The sequence below is a fragment of the Thalassomonas sp. RHCl1 genome, from assembly GCF_947387555.1.
GTDB lineage: Bacteria > Pseudomonadota > Gammaproteobacteria > Enterobacterales > Alteromonadaceae > Thalassomonas.
In genome coordinates, this window is sequence record NZ_CANDNZ010000008.1 from 244,857 (window position 1) to 264,170 (window position 19,314).

The 19,314-nt window shown below is 47.5% G+C and carries 20 protein-coding genes; 14 read left to right on the top strand and 6 right to left on the bottom strand.

The features are described 5' to 3' along the window. Positions 1–91: 91 nt before the first annotated feature. From QL234_RS21685 to QL234_RS21725, 9 genes are all read left to right on the top strand, one after another. The gene (locus QL234_RS21685; RefSeq protein ID WP_281559853.1) at positions 92–1,168 is read left to right on the top strand and encodes a pilus assembly protein PilM; all 1,077 of its coding nucleotides are present in this window, start codon (positions 92–94) and stop codon (positions 1,166–1,168) included. After that, the gene (locus QL234_RS21690) at positions 1,156–1,749 is read left to right on the top strand and encodes a PilN domain-containing protein (protein ID WP_281559854.1); all 594 of its coding nucleotides are present in this window, start codon (positions 1,156–1,158) and stop codon (positions 1,747–1,749) included. Before QL234_RS21685 ends, QL234_RS21690 begins: the two co-directional genes overlap by 13 nt. Continuing rightward, entirely contained in the window at positions 1,746–2,339 is a 594-nt protein-coding gene (locus QL234_RS21695; RefSeq protein ID WP_281559855.1) for a type 4a pilus biogenesis protein PilO, read from the top strand. Before QL234_RS21690 ends, QL234_RS21695 begins: the two co-directional genes overlap by 4 nt. Continuing rightward, on the top strand, positions 2,336–2,857 hold the full coding sequence (locus QL234_RS21700) for a pilus assembly protein PilP (RefSeq protein ID WP_281559856.1): 522 nt from the start codon (positions 2,336–2,338) through the stop codon (positions 2,855–2,857). The genes QL234_RS21695 and QL234_RS21700 overlap by 4 nt, the downstream gene beginning before the upstream one ends. A 14-nt stretch (positions 2,858–2,871) precedes the next feature. Next, positions 2,872–4,929, top strand: coding sequence for a type IV pilus secretin PilQ family protein (locus QL234_RS21705; RefSeq protein WP_281559857.1), 2,058 nt, complete (start codon positions 2,872–2,874; stop codon positions 4,927–4,929). A 148-nt stretch (positions 4,930–5,077) separates the two neighbouring features. Further along, positions 5,078–5,596 carry a shikimate kinase AroK gene (aroK, locus tag QL234_RS21710; RefSeq protein WP_044832913.1) on the top strand — a complete coding sequence of 173 codons (519 nt, stop codon included), beginning with the start codon at positions 5,078–5,080 and terminating at the stop codon, positions 5,594–5,596. Continuing rightward, the gene (aroB, locus tag QL234_RS21715) at positions 5,596–6,663 is read left to right on the top strand and encodes a 3-dehydroquinate synthase (protein WP_281559889.1); all 1,068 of its coding nucleotides are present in this window, start codon (positions 5,596–5,598) and stop codon (positions 6,661–6,663) included. Before aroK ends, aroB begins: the two co-directional genes overlap by 1 nt. A gap of 50 nt (positions 6,664–6,713) precedes the next feature. Continuing rightward, entirely contained in the window at positions 6,714–8,117 is a 1,404-nt protein-coding gene (locus QL234_RS21720) for an SPOR domain-containing protein (RefSeq protein ID WP_281559858.1), read from the top strand. Positions 8,118–8,183: 66 nt separating this feature from the next. Further along, positions 8,184–9,002, top strand: a complete 819-nt coding sequence (locus QL234_RS21725; RefSeq protein WP_281559859.1) for a Dam family site-specific DNA-(adenine-N6)-methyltransferase — start codon at positions 8,184–8,186, stop codon at positions 9,000–9,002. Between the two features lie 40 nt (positions 9,003–9,042). On the opposite strand, the gene QL234_RS21730 is transcribed toward QL234_RS21725, so the two are convergent. Both QL234_RS21730 and QL234_RS21735 read right to left on the bottom strand, forming a co-directional pair. Beyond that, positions 9,043–9,240, bottom strand: a complete 198-nt coding sequence (locus QL234_RS21730; protein ID WP_281559860.1) for a DUF2970 domain-containing protein — start codon at positions 9,238–9,240, stop codon at positions 9,043–9,045. Between the two features lie 200 nt (positions 9,241–9,440). After that, positions 9,441–10,130, bottom strand: coding sequence for a TorF family putative porin (locus QL234_RS21735; protein WP_281559861.1), 690 nt, complete (start codon positions 10,128–10,130; stop codon positions 9,441–9,443). Between the two features lie 299 nt (positions 10,131–10,429). Here QL234_RS21735 and rpe point away from each other — a divergent pair, with 299 nt between their 5' ends. Next, positions 10,430–11,101: a ribulose-phosphate 3-epimerase gene (gene rpe, locus QL234_RS21740; protein WP_281559862.1), complete on the top strand. Its 672-nt coding sequence runs from the start codon at positions 10,430–10,432 to the stop codon at positions 11,099–11,101. An 82-nt stretch (positions 11,102–11,183) separates the two neighbouring features. Then, positions 11,184–12,188: a tryptophan--tRNA ligase gene (gene trpS / locus QL234_RS21745; protein WP_281559863.1), complete on the top strand. Its 1,005-nt coding sequence runs from the start codon at positions 11,184–11,186 to the stop codon at positions 12,186–12,188. Between the two features lie 111 nt (positions 12,189–12,299). On the opposite strand, the gene QL234_RS21750 is transcribed toward trpS, so the two are convergent. The 3 genes from QL234_RS21750 to QL234_RS21760 are packed head-to-tail and all read right to left on the bottom strand — an operon-like array spanning position 12,300 to position 14,766. Beyond that, positions 12,300–13,259, bottom strand: a complete 960-nt coding sequence (locus QL234_RS21750; RefSeq protein ID WP_281559864.1) for an FHA domain-containing protein — start codon at positions 13,257–13,259, stop codon at positions 12,300–12,302. Further along, a complete protein-coding gene (locus QL234_RS21755) occupies positions 13,250–14,503 on the bottom strand; it encodes a serine protease (protein WP_281559865.1) in 1,254 nt (417 codons plus the stop codon). The genes QL234_RS21750 and QL234_RS21755 overlap by 10 nt, the downstream gene beginning before the upstream one ends. A 53-nt stretch (positions 14,504–14,556) precedes the next feature. After that, entirely contained in the window at positions 14,557–14,766 is a 210-nt protein-coding gene (locus QL234_RS21760) for a hypothetical protein (RefSeq protein ID WP_281559866.1), read from the bottom strand. Between the two features lie 87 nt (positions 14,767–14,853). On the opposite strand from QL234_RS21760, the gene QL234_RS21765 reads away from it, so the two are divergent. Both QL234_RS21765 and QL234_RS21770 read left to right on the top strand, forming a co-directional pair. Beyond that, positions 14,854–17,004: a TonB-dependent receptor gene (locus tag QL234_RS21765; RefSeq protein WP_281559867.1), complete on the top strand. Its 2,151-nt coding sequence runs from the start codon at positions 14,854–14,856 to the stop codon at positions 17,002–17,004. A 246-nt stretch (positions 17,005–17,250) separates the two neighbouring features. Continuing rightward, positions 17,251–17,643: an MmcQ/YjbR family DNA-binding protein gene (locus QL234_RS21770; protein WP_281559890.1), complete on the top strand. Its 393-nt coding sequence runs from the start codon at positions 17,251–17,253 to the stop codon at positions 17,641–17,643. Here QL234_RS21770 and QL234_RS21775 read toward each other — a convergent pair. After that, positions 17,615–18,496, bottom strand: a complete 882-nt coding sequence (locus tag QL234_RS21775; protein WP_281559868.1) for a LysR family transcriptional regulator — start codon at positions 18,494–18,496, stop codon at positions 17,615–17,617. The two genes, QL234_RS21770 and QL234_RS21775, sit on opposite strands and share 29 nt — an antisense overlap. Positions 18,497–18,590: 94 nt before the next feature. On the opposite strand from QL234_RS21775, the gene QL234_RS21780 reads away from it, so the two are divergent. Beyond that, complete coding sequence (locus QL234_RS21780) at positions 18,591–19,091, top strand: lactoylglutathione lyase family protein (RefSeq protein ID WP_281559869.1); 501 nt, start codon at positions 18,591–18,593, stop codon at positions 19,089–19,091. Positions 19,092–19,314: the final 223 nt, after the last annotated feature.

Consider the following 19,314-nt stretch of genomic DNA (forward strand, 5'->3'; position numbering starts at 1 on the left):
ACTAGTATATCGTGTAAAACCATGTAATAAATGTATTTATGACTATATTGTGTCTAATATGAGTATAAAAATAATATTTTAGTAGGACACTATGCTTAACAAGTTGTTCAAAAAGAAAGCGCAAATGATGGTGGGGATCGATATCGGCTCCCACGCAGTAAAAGCTGTATTGTTAAGTAATGGAAGTCAGGGCTATACCCTGGAATGCCTGGCAATGGAGCCTATGCCCAGGGGGGTGATCGTTGACAGGGAAATCCAGGACATGGAAGCCATTGGCAATGTTATCGGGAGGTTGCGAAAAAAAGTTTCCTCTTCGGTGAAACATGCGGCAGCGGCCGTTTCCGGGCAAACGGTGATCACCAAAATTATCTATATGGATGTTGCCCTGAATGAAGAAGAGCTGGCCAATCAAATAGAAATTGAAGCCGACAGCCTAATCCCCTATCCGCTGGATGAAGTCAGCCTGGATTTTGAATCACTGGATGTGAATGAGTCCGATCCCAGTAAAATCAATGTCTTGCTTAGCGCCGCAAGAACCGAGTCGATCGAAGCCAGGGTCACCACTTTGGATATGGGGGGCTTTGAAGCCAAGGTGATCGATGTCGAGTCCTATGCTGTCAGCCGCACCCATGATTTATGTCTGGCCAATCTGCCCGACGATGCGGTTGATAAAATGGTGGCCATTGTGGATATCGGCGCTACTATGACCCTGCTGTCGGTGACCGATGGCGGCAAACATATCTATAGCCGGGATCAAATTTTCGGCAGCGAGCAATATACCCGCTCGATCATTTCTTATTACAACATGTCTTTTGAAGAGGCGGAAAGCGCCAAGATAAATGGCGAGCTGCCGCCTAATTTTACTTTTGAAGTGCTGGCGCCTTTTCATACCATTTTGGTGCAGCAGATCCGCCGGGCGATCCAGATGTTTCTTACCTCCAGCGGCCATGAAAAAGTTGATTACCTGGTGATTTCCGGCGGTACCGCCCTGGTGGAAGGTGTACAGGAGTTGTTGGCGGAAGAGCTGGGCATACATACCGTGATTGCCGCGCCTTTTGCCGATATGAAACTTGCAAAAAATATTGATGAAGAGATGCTGGCGCTTGCTCCCCAGTTTATGGTGGCGGCGGGTTTAGCGTTAAGGAGTTTTTCGCCATGGCACATATAAACCTGCTTCCCTGGCGCGAGGCGCAATTAAAAGCCAGGCAAACGGAATACTTTACCGTGCTGGCGATAGTGGCGGTGGGCGCTTTTGTTTTGATTTTCCTGGTGGGACAGTTTTACCAGGCTCGGGTCAATGGCCAAAACTCCCTTAACCAGTATTTGCGCAATGAAATACAGCAACTGGATTTGAAGATAGGCGAGATCAAGGTGTTAAACGAGAAAAAGGATGCCTTGCAAAAGCGTATCAGGGTCATTGAACAATTGCAGCGCAGCCGCAATGTCGGCACCCAGGTGCTGGATGAAATTGCCAAAATTGTGCCCAATGGCATTTATCTGACCCATATGGAGAAAAAGGGCAATACTTTGCAGCTGTTGGGAAAAAGCGAATCCAATAACCATCTGGCGAATATGATCCGGGAAATCGAGCGCTCGGATTTGTTTGCCGATGCTACCCTGGACTCGATTATCAGCGATGAAAAAACCGTAAAACTGCTCAGCGACTTTAAGATGCGGGTGCGTATCAAGGGTCTGGTCAATGATGTCGCAACAACGGATGCCGTTGCGGCTTCGGGGGGCGGGGCATGAATATAGACTTATCCCAGTTTGACAATCTCGAGTTAGAAAATATCGGCCAATGGCCTTATCTGGCAAAAGTGGTTTTGGCTATTTTTCTGGCGATAGTGGTGTTGGTGCTTGGTTATATTTTCATCGTCAGCGATAAAATTACCCAGCTGGAAAAAGTCCGGCGGGAAGAAATCACCTTAAGGCAGGAGTATAAGGCGAAATATCATGTTGCCGCTAACCTGGAGTTATTTAAGGCGCAAATGATTGAAGCGGAAGCCTTGTTTGCCAACCAGTTAAAAAGTTTGCCGGAAAGCCACGAAACGCCGGGACTTTTGGATGATATTACTTTCGTCGGTACCACCAGCGGCCTTGATTTTGTTAAATTAAATTGGCAACCTGAAATTGCGAAAGAGATTTATATCGAGTTGCCGATCGATATCGAGGTGATAGGTTCGTATCACGAATTTGGCAATTTTGTCAGTAAAGTGGCGGGATTACCCCGTATCGTGACCCTGCATGATTTTGATATCAATATCTCCGGCAGTGACAGCGATATTCTCAGGCTGACCTTGCAGGCAAAAACCTATCGTTACCGGGAGGATAATGAATGATGAAGTACCTGGTGTTATTGCTTAGTTTTATGGTTAGCGGCTGTTTTGACGATCCGAGCGAACTGAATGCCTTTATGGCCAAGGTACATGAGGATACCAGTAATCAGATCGAACCTATGCCTGCGGTGCCTAAATTTAATCATTTTGACTATTCCGCCCAGTCAAAGCGCAGCCCTTTTGTCGCCCCCAAACCCGAAGCTATCCAGGAAAAACTGCAACAGATGACCGGTTGCCTGAGTCCGGATCCCAGGCGCCGTAAACAGCCGCTGGAAAAATATTCGCTGGCGGATTTAAGCATGCGCGGTACTTTGGGAGAGCTGGGAGTGACCTGGGCCTTAGTGCAGGCGTCCGATGACAGTTTGCACCGGGTTGCCGTCGGCGGTTATATGGGGCTTTTTAATGGCCGTATTACCGGGGTCAGCCAGGAGAGCGTCACACTTATTGAATTAATTCCCGACGGCGCCGGTTGCTGGATAGAAAGAGAGTCCGTGGTTTCAATTGTTGAATCAGAAGGATAGGGGTGAAGAAGATAATGTTAGCAGATCAAGAGAAAAAAAATTATAACATCTTTGCCGAAATCCTGAGCGTCAAAGGGCTTTTGGCGCTGGTATTGTGTTGGTTTGCCTTTGGTGCCGGTGCCAGGACCTTAACCGGCTTGTCGTATAACACTATACAGAAAGATCAAATCGAACTTGTGTTCAGCCTTTCCGAGGCGGTGACAACACAACCCGAGATCAAAACCTTTGTGACCCCGGCGCGCATTGATATTTTGTTTGCGGTGGATGATTTTAATCCGTTGATCAGTGACACCAATATCCGCCATGCCGGTGTTAACTCGGTGAAGGTACAAAAGGTGGCGGGGCAAATTATCGCCTCAATACATCTGGCCAAGCTGGCGGTATTTGATGTTAAGCAAAGCGGTAATGAATTTTCGCTGATTTTAAAGAATCAGGATCCCGACTCTCCGGTGACTAAATTAACCCCGGCGAATAATGAGTTTATCAACAGCATTAAGGAAATAGATTTTACCCGCAGCCAGGAAAATGACTCCCAGGTGATCATTTCCCTGGAAGATACTATGGTGGCGGTGGATGTCAGCGATAAGCTGGGTAAGATATATGTGGAATTTCACAATACCGCCATACCGGAAGATCTCTTGTATAAACTGGATGTGACGGATTTTGGCACCCTGGTTAAAGGTATAGAAACCTTCAGGGAAGGACGCAACGCCCGGGTAGTGATCGATGTCGACGGCGAGTTTGACTTTAGCCACCAGCAGTTAACCAATGTTTTTTCCCTGAAAGTCACTGAAAAGGTCAAGGTCCCGGGTTACCTGGAGGATGTTGAAGATTATAGCGGCAGGCCGATTTCGTTAAATTTCCAGGATATCTCGGTGCGCACCGTGTTGCAGATCATTGCTGATTATAACGGCTTCAACCTGGTGACCAGTGATACCGTGGACGGCAATATTACCTTGCGCCTTGATGGCGTGCCCTGGGATCAGGCGCTGGATATTCTTTTAAAAGTCAAAGGGCTGGATAAGCGTATGGAGGGCAATATCTTAATGGTCGCTCCCAGCGACGAACTTGCCGCCCGGGAAGCACGTGATTTACAGGCATTGCAGCAGGTAGCGGATTTGGCGCCTTTATATTCTGAATATGTCCAGGTCAACTACGCCAAGGCGATTGAGTTTTCTTCTTTGATCAAAAATGAGGAAACCAGTATTTTATCCCCCAGGGGCAGTGTTTCGGTTGATGAACGTACCAATACCCTGTTGATCCGGGATACCGCGCAAAGCATCGAAGATATTAAGCGTATGGTTTCCGTGCTGGATATTCCCGTCAGGCAGGTGGTGATTGAAGCCCGCATGGTGACGGTAAAAGATAATATCAATGAAGAGTTGGGGATCCGTTGGGGCATTACCGATACCGACGGTGAAACCGGCACTTCGGGCACGTTAACCGGGGCCGACTCGGCAAATGCCGGCACTACCCCGGATATCAGCGACCGCATGAATGTCAATTTGCCGGTTGCCAGTCCCGCCGGCAGTATTGCCTTTCAGATCGCCCGCCTGGCGGACGGCACTATCCTCGACCTTGAATTAAGTGCCATGGAAAAAGAAAACAAAGGGGAAATTATTGCCAGTCCGCGCATCACCACCGCCAACCAAAAAGAAGCCTATATAGAGCAGGGGGTCGAAATCCCCTATCAGGAAGCGGCGTCCAGCGGCGCTACTTCGACCCAATTCAAAAAAGCCGTGCTCAGCCTGACCGTGACCCCCCATATCACCCCGGATGACAGGATCATTCTTGATCTTGTGGTGACCCAGGACACGGTTTCGGATGTACAAAGCGGCACCGCACCGGCAATCGATACCCAGCGTATCGGCACCCAAGTACTGGTCAATAACGGCGAAACCATAGTGTTGGGCGGCATTTACCAGCAGCAGATCATCAACACCATTTCTAAGGTTCCTGTACTGGGAGACATCCCTTATTTTGGCTGGTTATTCAGAAACAGTAATAATTTTAATGAGAAAAAAGAATTGCTGATTTTTGTGACTCCCCGCATTGTAAAAGAACATTTTTAGTCTAAATTATCAGTAAGTGGTTTCTTTTCGCACCACTTACTTGCAATCTGCACCGAAGAATTGCGATAATTGCGCCCTTGAAATTTTCGAGGGGGTCTCCTCTTACCCTATAAACGTAATTAATTATAACGAGTATTAAGTTAGTCTAATGGCAGAAAAACGTAACATTTTCCTTGTAGGCCCTATGGGTGCTGGCAAAAGCACTATAGGTAGAGAACTAGCAGAAAGGCTACATCTTGAGTTTTACGACTCTGATCAAGAGATTGAACGTCGTACTGGTGCCGATATCGCGTGGGTTTTTGATCTTGAAGGCGAAGATGGTTTTCGCAAAAGAGAAGAATCAGTGATCGATGACCTTACCGAAAAGCAGGGTATAGTTCTGGCCACCGGTGGTGGATCTGTGATCAGCAATCAGGTTCGCAATCGTTTATCCGCACGTGGCATCGTGGTCTATCTGGAAACAACGATTGATAAGCAGGTGGCGCGTACCCAGCGTGATCGTCGTCGTCCTTTACTGCAAACATCTGAAGAGCCGCGTGCGGTACTGGAGAAGCTGGCGGTTGAACGTAACCCTCTTTATGAAGAGATTGCCGACGTTATCATTCAAACGGATGATCAAAGTGCAAAAGTGGTTGCCCATAAAATCGTTGAACGACTAGATTTCTAATCGTGGCAACTCTACATCTCGATCTGGGAATTCGTAGTTATCCTATCTATATAGAAAGCGGGTTATTTAATGATAATAGCCTGCTATCCCGGCATATCCGGGGCACAAGGGTGTGCATAGTTTCCAATGAAATTGTGCATCCCCTCTACGCCGAAAAAATCAAGGCCGCTCTGGCCGATTATCAGCTTGATGAAATCATCTTACCCGACGGTGAAGCCGAAAAAAGCCTGGGCAACTTCGACAAAATCATGTCGCATTTGCTGGCCAACGGCCATGGCCGGGATACCAGCCTGATAGCCCTGGGAGGGGGAGTGATCGGTGATATTACCGGTTTTGCTGCCGCCTGTTATCAAAGGGGCATCGACTTTATCCAGATCCCCACCACCTTATTGTCCCAGGTGGACTCTTCGGTTGGCGGAAAAACGGCGGTTAATCACCCGTTAGGGAAAAATATGATAGGCGCCTTTTACCAGCCCAAGGCGGTAGTTATCGATATTGATACCCTGTCCAGCCTGCCAAAGCGTGAATTTAGCGCCGGTATGGCGGAAGTGATTAAATACGGTATTTTAGGCGACGGCGAGTTTTTTAACTGGCTTGAACAGCATAAAGGGAAGATCCTGGCAGGCGATAAACAGGTGTTAAGCCAGATGATCGAACGCTGCTGCCAGTGTAAGGCTGATATCGTTGCCAGTGATGAAACCGAAGCCGGTGTCCGGGCGTTATTAAACTTAGGCCATACTTTTGGTCATGCGATAGAAGCCGAGATGGGCTACGGTAATTGGTTACACGGTGAAGCCGTTGCTACTGGCATGGTACTTGCTGCTAAATTGGCAGTATCAATGAATTTGCTGGCAGCGTCAGATCTTCGTCGTATTGAGTCTCTGCTTGAGGCATTTGATTTACCGCTAGAAGCCCCTGAAAACATGGGCTTTAGCGAGTTTATCCGCCATATGCGCAGGGACAAGAAAAACTTGGCCGGAAAGCTCAGGTTAATTATTCCGACAAAAATCGGTCACTCTGAAATACGTGACGATATCACAGAAGAGATGCTACAGCAGATTTTATAGCCATATCTAAGGCCGGTAACAAGGTAACCGGCTGTTGTTAAAGGTGAATTATGTCTGCATTAGCGCATCAAACCACAGAAAATCAACCGGGCGTCACCAGCATCAGCGTCAATGCCCGGGTTGATTATATCTTACGCTTTTCCAAACAAGCGGTTTTGGTTGTCGATGAAGACAGCAACACTTATTCCAGGGTCGGCAGCCTGCTATTAGGGGCATTGCCTGACGATCATAACGCCGCTTTTGTTTCTATCGCCGCCAAACTTAATGATATCCAGATCCGCAGCCGGATAGTGGAGCAGCTTTTCGGCGGTGCCTTGTTTGATCCCGAGCAGGCGTTAACCGGCAGTATTATCAAGCTGGCCAGCGAAAAACGTGAAACCATCAGCATTATTATCGAGCATGCGCATTTATTATCGCTGCAGCTTTTGCATGAGCTTTGCCAGCTGGCGGAAATCGCCAAAAAAACCAAGCTGGATATCAATGTTGTTATGCTCGGCCAGCATCAGGCGGGCAAGCTGGTGGCGGCGAATAAGATGTTGTTCACCAATAAGTTATCCATCTTATCGGCGGCGACCGGTCAGTTGCTGTCACTTGATGCCGGTGTGTTTAAGGAAGCGCAGTCGTTTTTTACCTTAACGTTCGGTAAAAAAGCGGCATTGGGCTTTACTGTGTTGCTGATTATCTCTGCACTGGTTATTACTTGGCTTTATCAGCGGGACAGTTTAAGTTTCAGTGATTTACCCCGGCAACCAGGCATAACGCTTCCTGAGGGTGCCGATGTTTTTGTTCAAGATCCCTCCGGGGCTAAAGAAGCTTCAGCTAGTCAAGAGCCATCAGCCGCTAAAAAAGAGCCTTCGGCAACTGCTGAGCCAGCAACACCAGCCTATGCCACGAATGCCGATATTTACCAGGCGCTAATGGCTCCAGAAGCTGCTACACAAGTTGAGCAAGCAGATAAAGCACCTGAGCAGGCCCGGCCGTCGGATGTGTTTAACGCGGTCGTGCTGGCAGATAAACCGGTGAAAGCTGAGCAAGCAGAGACTGAAACCGAGAAAACTGAGGCTAAAGCTAACAGCGAAGTTGTTGCACCTGCCAAAGCCATCGATAACACGCGAATTGTGAGTCAAAGTGATGAGCTGCCGGCTGCTTCAGGCATAAACCCGGATTATTTCTTACAGGCCAAACAAGGTTTTGTGATCCAATTGGCGGGATTCTCTTACCCTTCTGTATTTAAAGAGTTTATCGCCGATCATGATCAGCTGGAGTATTTTGGCTACTATCGTCAGTTAAACGGACAAAAGTTGTTGGTGATCACTTCCAGGGTTTATGATTCAAGGGATGAAGCCCTGCAGGCGCGGGAGCGTTTACCCGAGTCCGTTAAGCAACGAGGCCCCTGGATAAAAAGTGTTGCCGCCGTGAATAATGAAATCAATGCATTTCAAAGCTCCCAATAAAAGTAAAATCAGGATACAATCCCGTCTTTCTTGATTTACAGACTTTAGGTAGGGCTTACAGGCGGCATGAATAAAAAACATCGAGCATTTTTGAAGTGGGCTGGTGGTAAATACGGCCTTAGCGATGTTATTGCTAAGATGCTGCCAAAAGGCGAGCGTCTGATCGAGCCGTTTGTCGGCGCCGGCTCTATTTTTCTAAACAGTGATTATCCGCACTACCTGTTAAATGATATTAATCAGGATCTGATCAATTTGTACCGGATCCTGCAATCACAGCCGGATGCCTTTATCAATGATGCCCGCGCGATGTTTTCCAGTGAAAATAACCAGGCCGAAGTCTATTATCAGCTCAGGAAAGAATTTAACGCCAGCAGCGATCCTTATTTCCGCTCTTTGGTTTTTTTGTATATGAACCGTCACGGATATAACGGCTTGTGTCGCTACAATAAATCCGGCGGTTATAACGTACCCTTTGGCAAATATAAACGTCCGTATTTCCCCGAAGAAGAGTTGAATTATTTTGCCGAAAAGGCGCAAAAAGCGACTTTTGTTTGTGAGAGTTACCGGGATACTTTCGCCCGGGCCTCGGCGGGAGACGTGATTTATTGCGATCCGCCCTATGTGCCGTTAAGCAAAACCGCCAGTTTTACCAGTTATGCCGGTAATGGTTTTGGTCTGGATGAACAGGCGGATTTGGCCAATGCCGCCGAAGAAGTGATCCAGCATCCGGATGTTTGCGTGTTGATCAGTAACCACGATACCATCTGGACCCGGAAGATTTATGAGCATGCCAGCAAATTGAAATCTATCCAGGTGGCCAGAACCATCAGCCAGAAAGGGCATAACCGGAAAAAAGTCGCCGAGTTATTGGCCCTCTATAAATAACAGCCTAAGTCAGTGTGTTAGCCTGCGGTGAAAGATACAGTTAAGGCGATACCAGGGCGACTATCGCCACTAAACTCAGTACAAATAAGGTCACCGCGATAAAGCCGCCGATGAGGAAGTGGCTGAATTTACCTTTGCTGAAATCCCGTTGGCGGTTTTTATCGCTTTGCACGCCAATAAAGGCAGCGCCAACGCTTTTCATGGTTTCTTTTAAATCACCTTCCTTGCTCAATCTCATGGGTATTCCTCCTTAAGAGCGACATTGTCGGATAAATGAGCTGAATAAATAATATACTACAGGCGCCGGGCATGTGTAACCATAAATAGTGGGAATTTATCGCCATTGCAGGGAAGAGCTTGGCTGGTTTTGTGTGTTGAGGGGCTCTGGCGCGATTGAAAGCTGTTTTCAAGCACGCCATTTATCTTAATCTACCGGCGCTATAAATCGAGATCTATGGTATAGGAAACGCTAACTTTGACATCGTCATTATCCAGATCGGTATCGGTTAATGCCAGGGTAAAACCGCTTTTGCTTAGGCTGATGCCGTAATCGGTGTAATCACCGCTGTCATGGTCATCATCGAAACTATAATCACCAAGGTGCAGGTTTAAGGTTAATCCTTTGGCGACTTCAAATTCGGCATCGGCACTGACATAAAGGGCTTTGTCCGCCCACCCGGCGCCATCGTCGTTATGAATTCCATAGTTTGCGGCCAGGGTGATATTGCTAAAAGTGATACCGGCGTATATTTCGCCAAAGTCATATTCATTGTCTTTATCTGACTCTGCCGAATCCGGGTAGGCGTAATAGATGTAACCGAGATCATAGCTGATGTTTTCATTGATATCGCCGCCAAAGCCCAGATAGAGATCCAGCTCGTAACTGGCATCATCACTAAAGTCGACATTTGATACCCAGGTACCGGCATAAAAACCGCTATCGGCGGCATAATCTATACCGCCGGAAATGGCCGCACCGTCGTCGGTCTGGGTCACGCCACGCCATAAATAGTTGCTGGTGAAACCGACATTGGCGGATAAGCCTTCGACTGCCAGGGCCGGAGCACTCTGTAAGGTAAAAGCCGTGATAAGGGAAGGGATCGCAAGGTTAATGGTTTTATTCTTCATATAAGTTAAGTCTCAGGTCATTTATTGTTGTTAACCAGAACAAAGCAAAGTCGGTGCCCGGGACCCAGTGTTGATATGCTGATTTTAAATTTGTTTTAAATCAGTGCTTTATGCTTGTTCTTTTGGCGGTGTGGCCATTCATCAGGAGTACTTTTGCGCTATTTTGGTGCAGCTGACTGCTCACTGTGCATCTGCCTGTGGTAAAGCGGGATAAAAAATTCATGCCCGACAGGTCGTTAATGCTTCAATATTGACCTGGCTTTAGGTAAAGTAGCGCTGATTTCAAAAAGGGTTAAACTATGTCTTCTTTTTTAATTGCACCTTCTATTCTTTCTGCCGATTTTGCCCGTCTTGGCGACGATGTCGCTAAAGTACTGGCGGCCGGGGCCGATGTTGTCCACTTTGATGTCATGGACAACCATTTTGTGCCTAACCTGACCTTTGGTCCTATGGTCTGTCAGTCATTGCGTGATTATGGCATCAAGGCAGAAATCGATGTTCATTTAATGGTAAAACCCGTAGATGCCTTAGTGCCGGCTTTTGCCAAGGCGGGAGCGGATATTATTACCTTCCATCCCGAGGGCAGCGACCATATCGACCGCACCCTGCAATTAATCAAGGACTCGGGCTGTAAAGCGGGTTTGGTATTTAACCCGGCTACCCCTTTGCATTACCTGGACTATGTCATGGACAAGCTTGATGTTATCTTATTGATGTCGGTGAATCCGGGTTTTGGCGGCCAGTCCTTCATTCCCGGCACTTTGGATAAATTACGCCAGGTGCGGGAAAGAATTGACCAGAGCGGCCGCGATATTCGTTTGGAAATCGATGGTGGAGTCAAAGTGGACAATATTGCTGAAATCGCCGCGGCGGGTGCGGATATGTTTGTTGCTGGCTCGGCGATTTTCTCCCAACCTGACTATAAAACGGTTATCGACCAGATGCGGGCCGAGTTAGCGACCGTTAAATAATTCCTTGCCAGTGCAGGGAAAAAAGAAAATTTACTATTAGAAATAAAACTGCCTGCGGGGCAGAGAAAGTTAAAGGAAAATCATGGCTAAACCTATTGTATTAAGCGGCTGTCAGCCTTCAGGCGAATTAACTATTGGCAATTACCTCGGGGCGTTGCGCCAATGGGTCAATATGCAGGATAGCCATGAATGTTATTATATGCTGGTGGATCAGCACGCGATCACCGTGCGTCCAAAGCCGGAAGACTTGCGCAAGGCGACCCTGGACGGCCTGGCGCTTTACCTTGCCTGTGGTGTCGACCCCGAGCAAAGTACTATTTTTATCCAGTCTCATGTACCCGAGCATGCCCAGTTAAGCTGGGTTTTAAACTGTTATACCCAGATGGGTGAACTTAACCGTATGACCCAGTATAAGGATAAATCGCAAAAATCCGAGGCGAATATGAACTCGGGTTTATTTACCTATCCGGTACTGATGGCGGCTGATATCCTACTTTACGGTGCGGACAAGGTGCCGGTGGGAGACGATCAGAAGCAGCACCTGGAGCTGGCGCGTGATATCGCTACCCGTTTCAATAATCTGTACGGTGATGTATTTACCATTCCTGCTCCTTACATTCCCGAGTTTGGCGCCCGCATCATGAGTTTGCAGGAGCCGACCAAGAAGATGTCCAAGTCCGACAATAACCCGGCAAACTTTATCGGTTTGTTGGAAGAGCCGAAAAAAATCGCCAAGAAAATTAAGCGGGCAATGACCGACTCGGATGAACAGGCGCGGATCTATTTTGATGTCGCGGAAAAACCCGGGGTGTCTAACCTGTTATCTCTATTGTCATGTACCACAGGCCAGTCGGTTGAATCTTTGGTACCTGGATATGAAGATAAAATGTACGGCCATTTAAAAGGCGATGTTGCCGATGCGGTTGTTGGCCTGCTTGAGCCGATCCAGGAAAAATTCCACCAGTACCGCCAGGACCAGGCTTACCTGAATCAGGTGATGTCCCAGGGAGCTGAGAAGGCCTCGGCAAGAGCCAGTAAAATACTGACTTCTGTTTATGATGCGGTAGGCTTTATTGCCAAGCCTTAGGGTTGAATGAACCCCTGTCGACATAAAAAAAGCGCCATTTTGGCGCTTTTTTTATGTCTTGAACTCCGGTATTGCATGAGTTATGAAATACCGGGATAAGAAAGGTTTAGCTTACTTTTCTGCCGCCGCTTTCTGGGCTTTGCCAAACAATCTCCGGCTGTCGTCAATAAAGCTGTCAACATCACTGCTGGGGGAAAATAAAAAGCCGGGGGTCATTATCGTGGCATTGTATTGCGGGTGAATGCTGAAGTCCGGTTTATTACTCAACTGGATAAGATAGCTGCCGCCAAATAACAAGGTGGTTAAACTGGCGGCAATCGCCAGGCGGCGCCCTGCGGTCATATGAAAGCCGATATAACAGTTGAGCCAGAATAAGACAAAAGCCAGCGCTATCGGCAACAGGGTGATTAACCCGGCGATCGGCCAGTTGGCGGACAGGTTGAAGTCGAGAATACTTTCGATAACATCGCTGAGCCACATCAGGTTAAAAAAGGCGAAACAGACACCGAGCTGGTTCCAGACCCGGGCATCATTTTTGGTCAGGTGAGAGATCAGGGCGATCAGCAAAGGCCAAAGGGCAAACAGCAAGGTCATGCCGATGGCCGGTACCAGTAGTTGGGTGAATGTCACTTCTACCGGTTTATTCAGGTAAAACACAATACCGGCGACCAGGGAAAAGAGTGAAATACTGGTCAGCAACATCGCGGGATGGCGCATAAAGTTGATCAGGCTTTCAAACGGGCTAAAGGCCAGGCTTTCTTCCACCGGGTGATCCGGGAACAAGATACGGATCTGGCTTTTGCCTAAGCTGATAATATCGCCGGAATTGATGGTGTGTTGGTTGACACTTTGTTTGTTCTTTTCCAGGTAGCTGCCGTTGACCGTGTCTTCGTCATGGGCGAGCCAGGATTCGCCGTTAAATTCCAGATTCAGGTGTTTGGCACAGACATGGGGGTCGGTGAGGATGATGTCATTCTGATAACCCCTGCCTATGCTCACCCGGGATTGATCCAGTTTGTGGCGGCTGAGCAGTTTATGGCCCCGGCTGATTTCTTCGATAATTATTTCCACGATACCGACTCCATAAACTTGCGGGTAAAGGCAAGGGCGCTGCTTTCCTCAACCCCGGCGATGGTGAAATGACTGATCAAGGCCTGCTGGTTTTTATCGATGGAAGCACTTAAATACAAGACATCAAATAACTGGGGATATTGCTTGTAGGCCCGGGTGCAAAACACGGTTTTACTGTTGATATCCCGATCTGTCGGGCTGACGATATCGTGGTGACATTGATATTCGCTGACATCGTCTTTAGTGGCTTTATTGCCGGGACCGGCACGGCGAATTTGCTGTTCATACAAGTGGTAAAACTTGCTGGCGTTGAGCTCTTTCGCCTGCATATAGCGAAATTCCATTTCCAGGTTGCCGGTAAAAAACTTCGATGAGATGTAGGTGTTTTCATCCAAAGCGCAATGGGCAACGGCGGTGAGGATCAGGGCATCGCTTTTATCGGCATTGGAATCCCCCCAACAGCGGACAAAAGGTACGTCGACCGCGGGAATGAGCCCCTGACCCAGTTGTTTGCTTTGCCACTCGCTGCTGAGCATGGTATCGATCAGTTTTTGCTGATTTTTCGACAATTGTTGTGAGATTTGCTCTGCTATGCTGATGTCGTCTGTGGTTTGAAAGGCCTGGTACAAGGCGACAAGCTTGTCATGGGGTACTAAAAAGCCGATTTGGTTGCCCGAGGTAGCAACATTAATGCCGACCACTTCGGCGTTTTGATTGACCACGGGACCGCCGCTCATGCCGGAATTGACCGAGCCGGTAAAATGAATCTTGTCATTAAAAGACTCTTTTTTCAGGCCGTTATAGGTGCCGGGCACCACTATCATGCCGAGATCATGGGGGTTACCCAGTGAAAATAACTCTTCGCCTTTATGGGGCACGCCTTCCGCCAGTCGGAAAAACGGCATATTAACACCGGCCTCGCGTTTGACCAGGGCCAGGTCGTTGACCACGTCGACTCTTTTTAAGGTGAGCGCCCCTTTGTTGCCAAGGTGATCCAGGTATTCAATCCGGTATTTATTGGGATGGCGGGCAAACCCCGAAATCACATGGTAGTTGGTAGCAATCAGCCCCTGGCCGTTGATTTGAAAGCCTGAGCCGATGGATGACTTCTCACCGCTGGCATTATCAATCAGCCTGATTTGAAATAGTGACGGTGCCAGTTTTTTGAAAATCTGCTCTGCCTGCTCGGCGGCATAAGTATTGATACTTAAACAGATTAAAATTAAGGCAATAAAACCTTTCATTCATGATCCTTATAGTTAATTACTCCTTTATTGTGCCATCGTCGCGGAATTTGTCATCTAGTTAATACATAAACCAGGCATAAACTATGTAACAAAGGTTTTATTGTTTGCTTACCGGCGGGAAAAGCCTCAAAACCGGCTTTATTATCCGCTGGAATGCTTGATGTCAAATAGTGCTTTTTTTGTTTGAGATCAAGTAAAAAACCAGCCATTTTTTGTTCCAAATCAAAGGTGAAAAATAGCATCGATTTTGGCTGTGACATATTGTCGCACTTCGTTTGTTTTTCTTTGTTTTCCCCGTCCTGAGCCGGGAAAATACAGGGCAGGAAATAACTTAGAAGTGACCTGTTATGAATTTTTCTCTTAAAGCGAGTTCGTTAGCTATTAAAACCATTTTATTGACCGGGCTGATTTCAAGCACCGCGGCCGTCACCAATGTAAGTGCCAGTGAAGGCGACAAAGCAGGCGCAGCCAAGCGCACGAATGATATTGAGGTGATCACCATCACCAACCAACGTCATAGTTTTCTTGATGAAAATGCCAGTTATGCCCAAGGCAAGGTCAGTGAGCCTGATCTGGCAAACTGGCTGGCTTCGGTTCCCGGGGCCAATATTAATGCCAATGGCCCGGTGACCGGCATCGCCCAATACCGCGGCCTTTACGGTGACCGCGTCTCCGCCACCCTGGACGGTCATATCCTGATTGGCGCAGGCCCCAATGCCATGGATACGCCGTTAAGTTATTCTACGCCGCTAATCGTTGATTCAATGACGGTTTACAGAGGTATAGCCCCGATCACCGCGGGTATGAATACCCTGGGCGGAGCAATCGATGTCAAAATGCGTAAGGCGGAAATTTCCAACCAGCAAAACTGGCAAAGCTTCGGCGATGTGCAAACCGGTTATCGCAGCAATAACGATGCTTCGACCTTATCTTCTGTGGTGAACTTCTCCAAAGGCAATAAAGGTTTTATGGCCTATGGCAACTGGCAAGAAGGTGACAGCTTTGAAAGCGGCGACAATCTTGAAGTGAGCCCGACAGATTTCGACAAGCGCCAGTTTGGTTTTGATTTTCGCGTTGCCGGCGATAACTCGGATATTGGCCTGGGTTATCACTACACAGATACCAATGATTCCGGTACCCCGGCTTTAGCCATGGATATCGAATATATTTACAGCCACAGGTTAAGCCTGGACGGCAGTTTGATGTTAGGCAAATGGCAGGGGCAATGGCAGCTGGGTTATCTTGATGCCGAGCACGGCATGACCAATTTCCATATGCGCGCTAATGACAATCCGGAAAAGTATCGTCGTAATATCGCCATCGGAGAAACCTGGAACTTTAAATTCACCGTTGATCGCAGCTTTGACTTTGGTGACATTAAACTTGGCCTGGACGGTTATCTGGCGGAGCATGATTCAGTGATCACCAACCCTGAAAATGCCATGTTTGAATTAGTCAATTTTAACGGAGTCACCGACGATCGCTTGGGGTTGTTTGCCCAATGGCAGCAGCAGTTCAACCAAACCCAGGTACAGTTGGGTGTGCGTGTTAAACGTGCGCAATCTGATGCCGGTGAGGTCGCCAGCTCAATGGCGATGATGGATAACATGATGGGCGGCCTGGCCAAAGCGCTCAGAGACAATTTCAATAGCAGCGATCGCGATACCTCAGAAACCAATGTCGATATCGCCTTAAACATTGAATCCCAGTTAACCGATACCTGGTCACTTTATGCCGGCTTGGGACTGAAAAACCGTGCCCCTTCCTATCAGGAGCTTTATCTGTGGATGCCGCTGGAAGCGACCGGCGGCCTGGCAGACGGCAATACTTATATCGGCGATATGGGGCTTGATTCCGAGCAGGCTTATCAGCTGGATTTAGGCTTAACCTACCAGAGCAAAAAGGGCATGGTTTCACCCCATGTCTTTTATCAGCGCATTGATGACTATATTCAAGGTACGGCGCTGGGCATGGAGGATATGTCGGCTGCTATGATGGCGCAGATGATGAGCGGCGACGATAACCCGCTGCAATTTACCAATGTCGATGCCAAATTATACGGCATGGACGTTAACTGGTCTTATCAACTCAGCGATGCCTTCAGTCTTTCCGGTATCGCCAGTTATGTCAGGGGAGAGCGCCGGGACATCGACGACGATCTTTACCGGATAGCACCGCTTAATACCCAGATTAATGTTAGCTACCAGTCGGATGCCTTGCTGGCAACGTTAAACTGGCAGCTGGTAGCGAAACAGGACAAAGTTTCCCTGACCAATGACGAGCAGGAAACCGCCGGTTATGGTTTGCTGAACCTGGACGTGCAATATTACCTGGGGGCATCTTTAACCTTGCGTGGCGGTATTGATAATATCCTGGATAAGGATTATGAAAATCATCTCGGCGGCTATAACCGGGTGAAAAATGCCGATATCGCGGTCATGGACAGGTTGCGCGGCGAAGGCGCCAGTGCCTGGGCTGAGGTGACTTACAGCTTTTAATTAAAACCGTCACTACTTTTCTGAAAGCCCTGGCCACCGCTCATCTGGCCGGGGCTTTTTTTATGCTCGTCATGAAGGATATATTGTGGTGATATGGGGGCAGGAAACAGTGATACGGCTTCTTTGCTTTGGTAAAGCGGCGGCAGCCTGGTTGTTATCAGGGGTATTCTCGTGCTTGCGCTCTTATTCATCAAGCCTTAGTATGCTGTTATTCCAATGTATTTTAGATAGCATTTATAGAAAATGATGGATCATTTACAGGCAAAAAAATATCTGCTGGCAAAGCCGGAAACCTTGCTGGATTACCCGTTTGGTGAAGAGGTCATGGTGTTTAAGGTGAAAAATAAAATGTTTGCCACCCTGGCCCTTGGGAAAATGGGTAAAGGGGATGGCGAGCGAAATGACTGGTGGATGAACCTGAAATGCGATCCGGATGAGGCGGTGATGCTGCGTGATATTTTCCCTTCAGTGATCCCCGGCTATCATATGAATAAAGCCCTGTGGAATACTATTATTCTTGATGGCAGTATTCCTCAGGGGGAAATCGAACGTATGATAGATAATTCATTTTTATTGGTAGTAAATAAAATGACCAAGAAAGATCAGCAGTCTATTTTACTGCATTTAGATAATCAGTAATAAGCGACTTAATATATTTGGTCCTGCTGGCCATAAAGGTATTTTTATTGTGGCAAAGATAGATGTTTTCCCCGGCGGGTTTCTTTAAAGTGTGCATGCGGATCGCGGCTTTGTTATCAAAGGCGTTTACCGCGTATAAAGGCAGCACTGTAAAGCCAAGCCCCCGGCTCACCGGCTCTAAAATTAAACTGATTTGATTGGAAAAGCCTTTGTGGGGGAATTGTTCAATATGCTTAAATTCGGCAAAGTTCTCACTTAATAATAACTGGCCGTGATGCGCAGCGTCTGGGTGGCTAATAAAGCCCAGTTGAAGCAACTTATCCCAGCTCACAGACTTTATTTCGCTGGCGGTGACTAAAACCAAAGGCTCCAGCGCAATTTTATCGTTAACCAACTCAGTGCTTTTACTGCTTTGTGTCATCAAACCAAGCTCGATTTTCCGTGTTATCAAGTCTTGCTCTATTTGGGTATTCGGTGCAAAGGCATAATCTATGATCAATTGCGGTGATTGCTGCTGAATACCCAGCAGTTGAGGATAAAGTTTCAGACCGACACTGCCGGGAGAAGCTAGTTTGACCACCCCGACTAAAGGATCGTCCTGCTTGATGGATTTTGCCAAGTCTTCTGTTTGCTGTAACAGCTTTTGCCCCTGTTGATGTAACTTGGTTCCGGCTTCGGTCAGTGAAAACGACTTGCCCTCGCGTACAAGCAATACCACATTCAGTTGTTGCTCAAGCTTTTTTATATGCTGGCTCACCCCGGATTGGGTCATAAAGAGGCGATTGGCGGTTTGGGTAAAGTGACCGACATCCGCCAAGGTACAAAATGTTTTCAGCCATACCTGGTTAATCATTACAAAACGTACTTATTTCTATAATAAATGATAATTTTTCATACTCTATCATGGCGGGTAAGCTTTGCACATCAACTTATTGGAGAAAAAACACATGAGCAAAGTTTACCCGAGAACCTTTTCACATATCGGTATTTCAGTACCGGATCTAACAAAAGCGGTTGAGTTTTATACCCAGGTTTTAGGCTGGTATGAAATTATGCCGCCAACACAAATCGTTGAAGATACCAGCCCGATCGGCGAGATGTGTACCGATGTCTTCGGTCCGAAATGGGGAAAATTTAAAATTGCCCATTTAGCGACCGGCGACAGGATCGGTGTAGAGCTATTTGAGTTTGCTAACCAGGAAAACCCGGAAAATAATTTTGAATACTGGAAAACCGGGATTTTTCATTTTTGTGTACAAGATCCTAACCTGGAAGAACTGGCGGAGAAAATTGTTGCTGCAGGCGGTAAAAAACGTATGCCTGAGCCGCGCTATTATTATCCCGGTGAAAAACCGTACCGCATGATCTATATGGAAGATCCCTTTGGCAATATTCTGGAGATTTACAGCCATAGCTATGAGTTAACTTATGGTGCCGGCGCTTACTAGTAAAGCACTATCCCGGACTTTTAGCCGAGATAGCTAAGGGTCCGAAACACTTTTAGTGTCAGGACATATCAAGGTCTTTGTCGGAGGAAGCTAAAGTCGCTATCCAGCTTTGTTATTTGCGCTATCCCGTCTCCCGAAACTCTTTATTAGCACCGCTTAAACTCCCCTGTATTTAATTCATCCGGAGCTATGCTTGTAGCTCGCGGGGTCCAAGGTTGTTGTA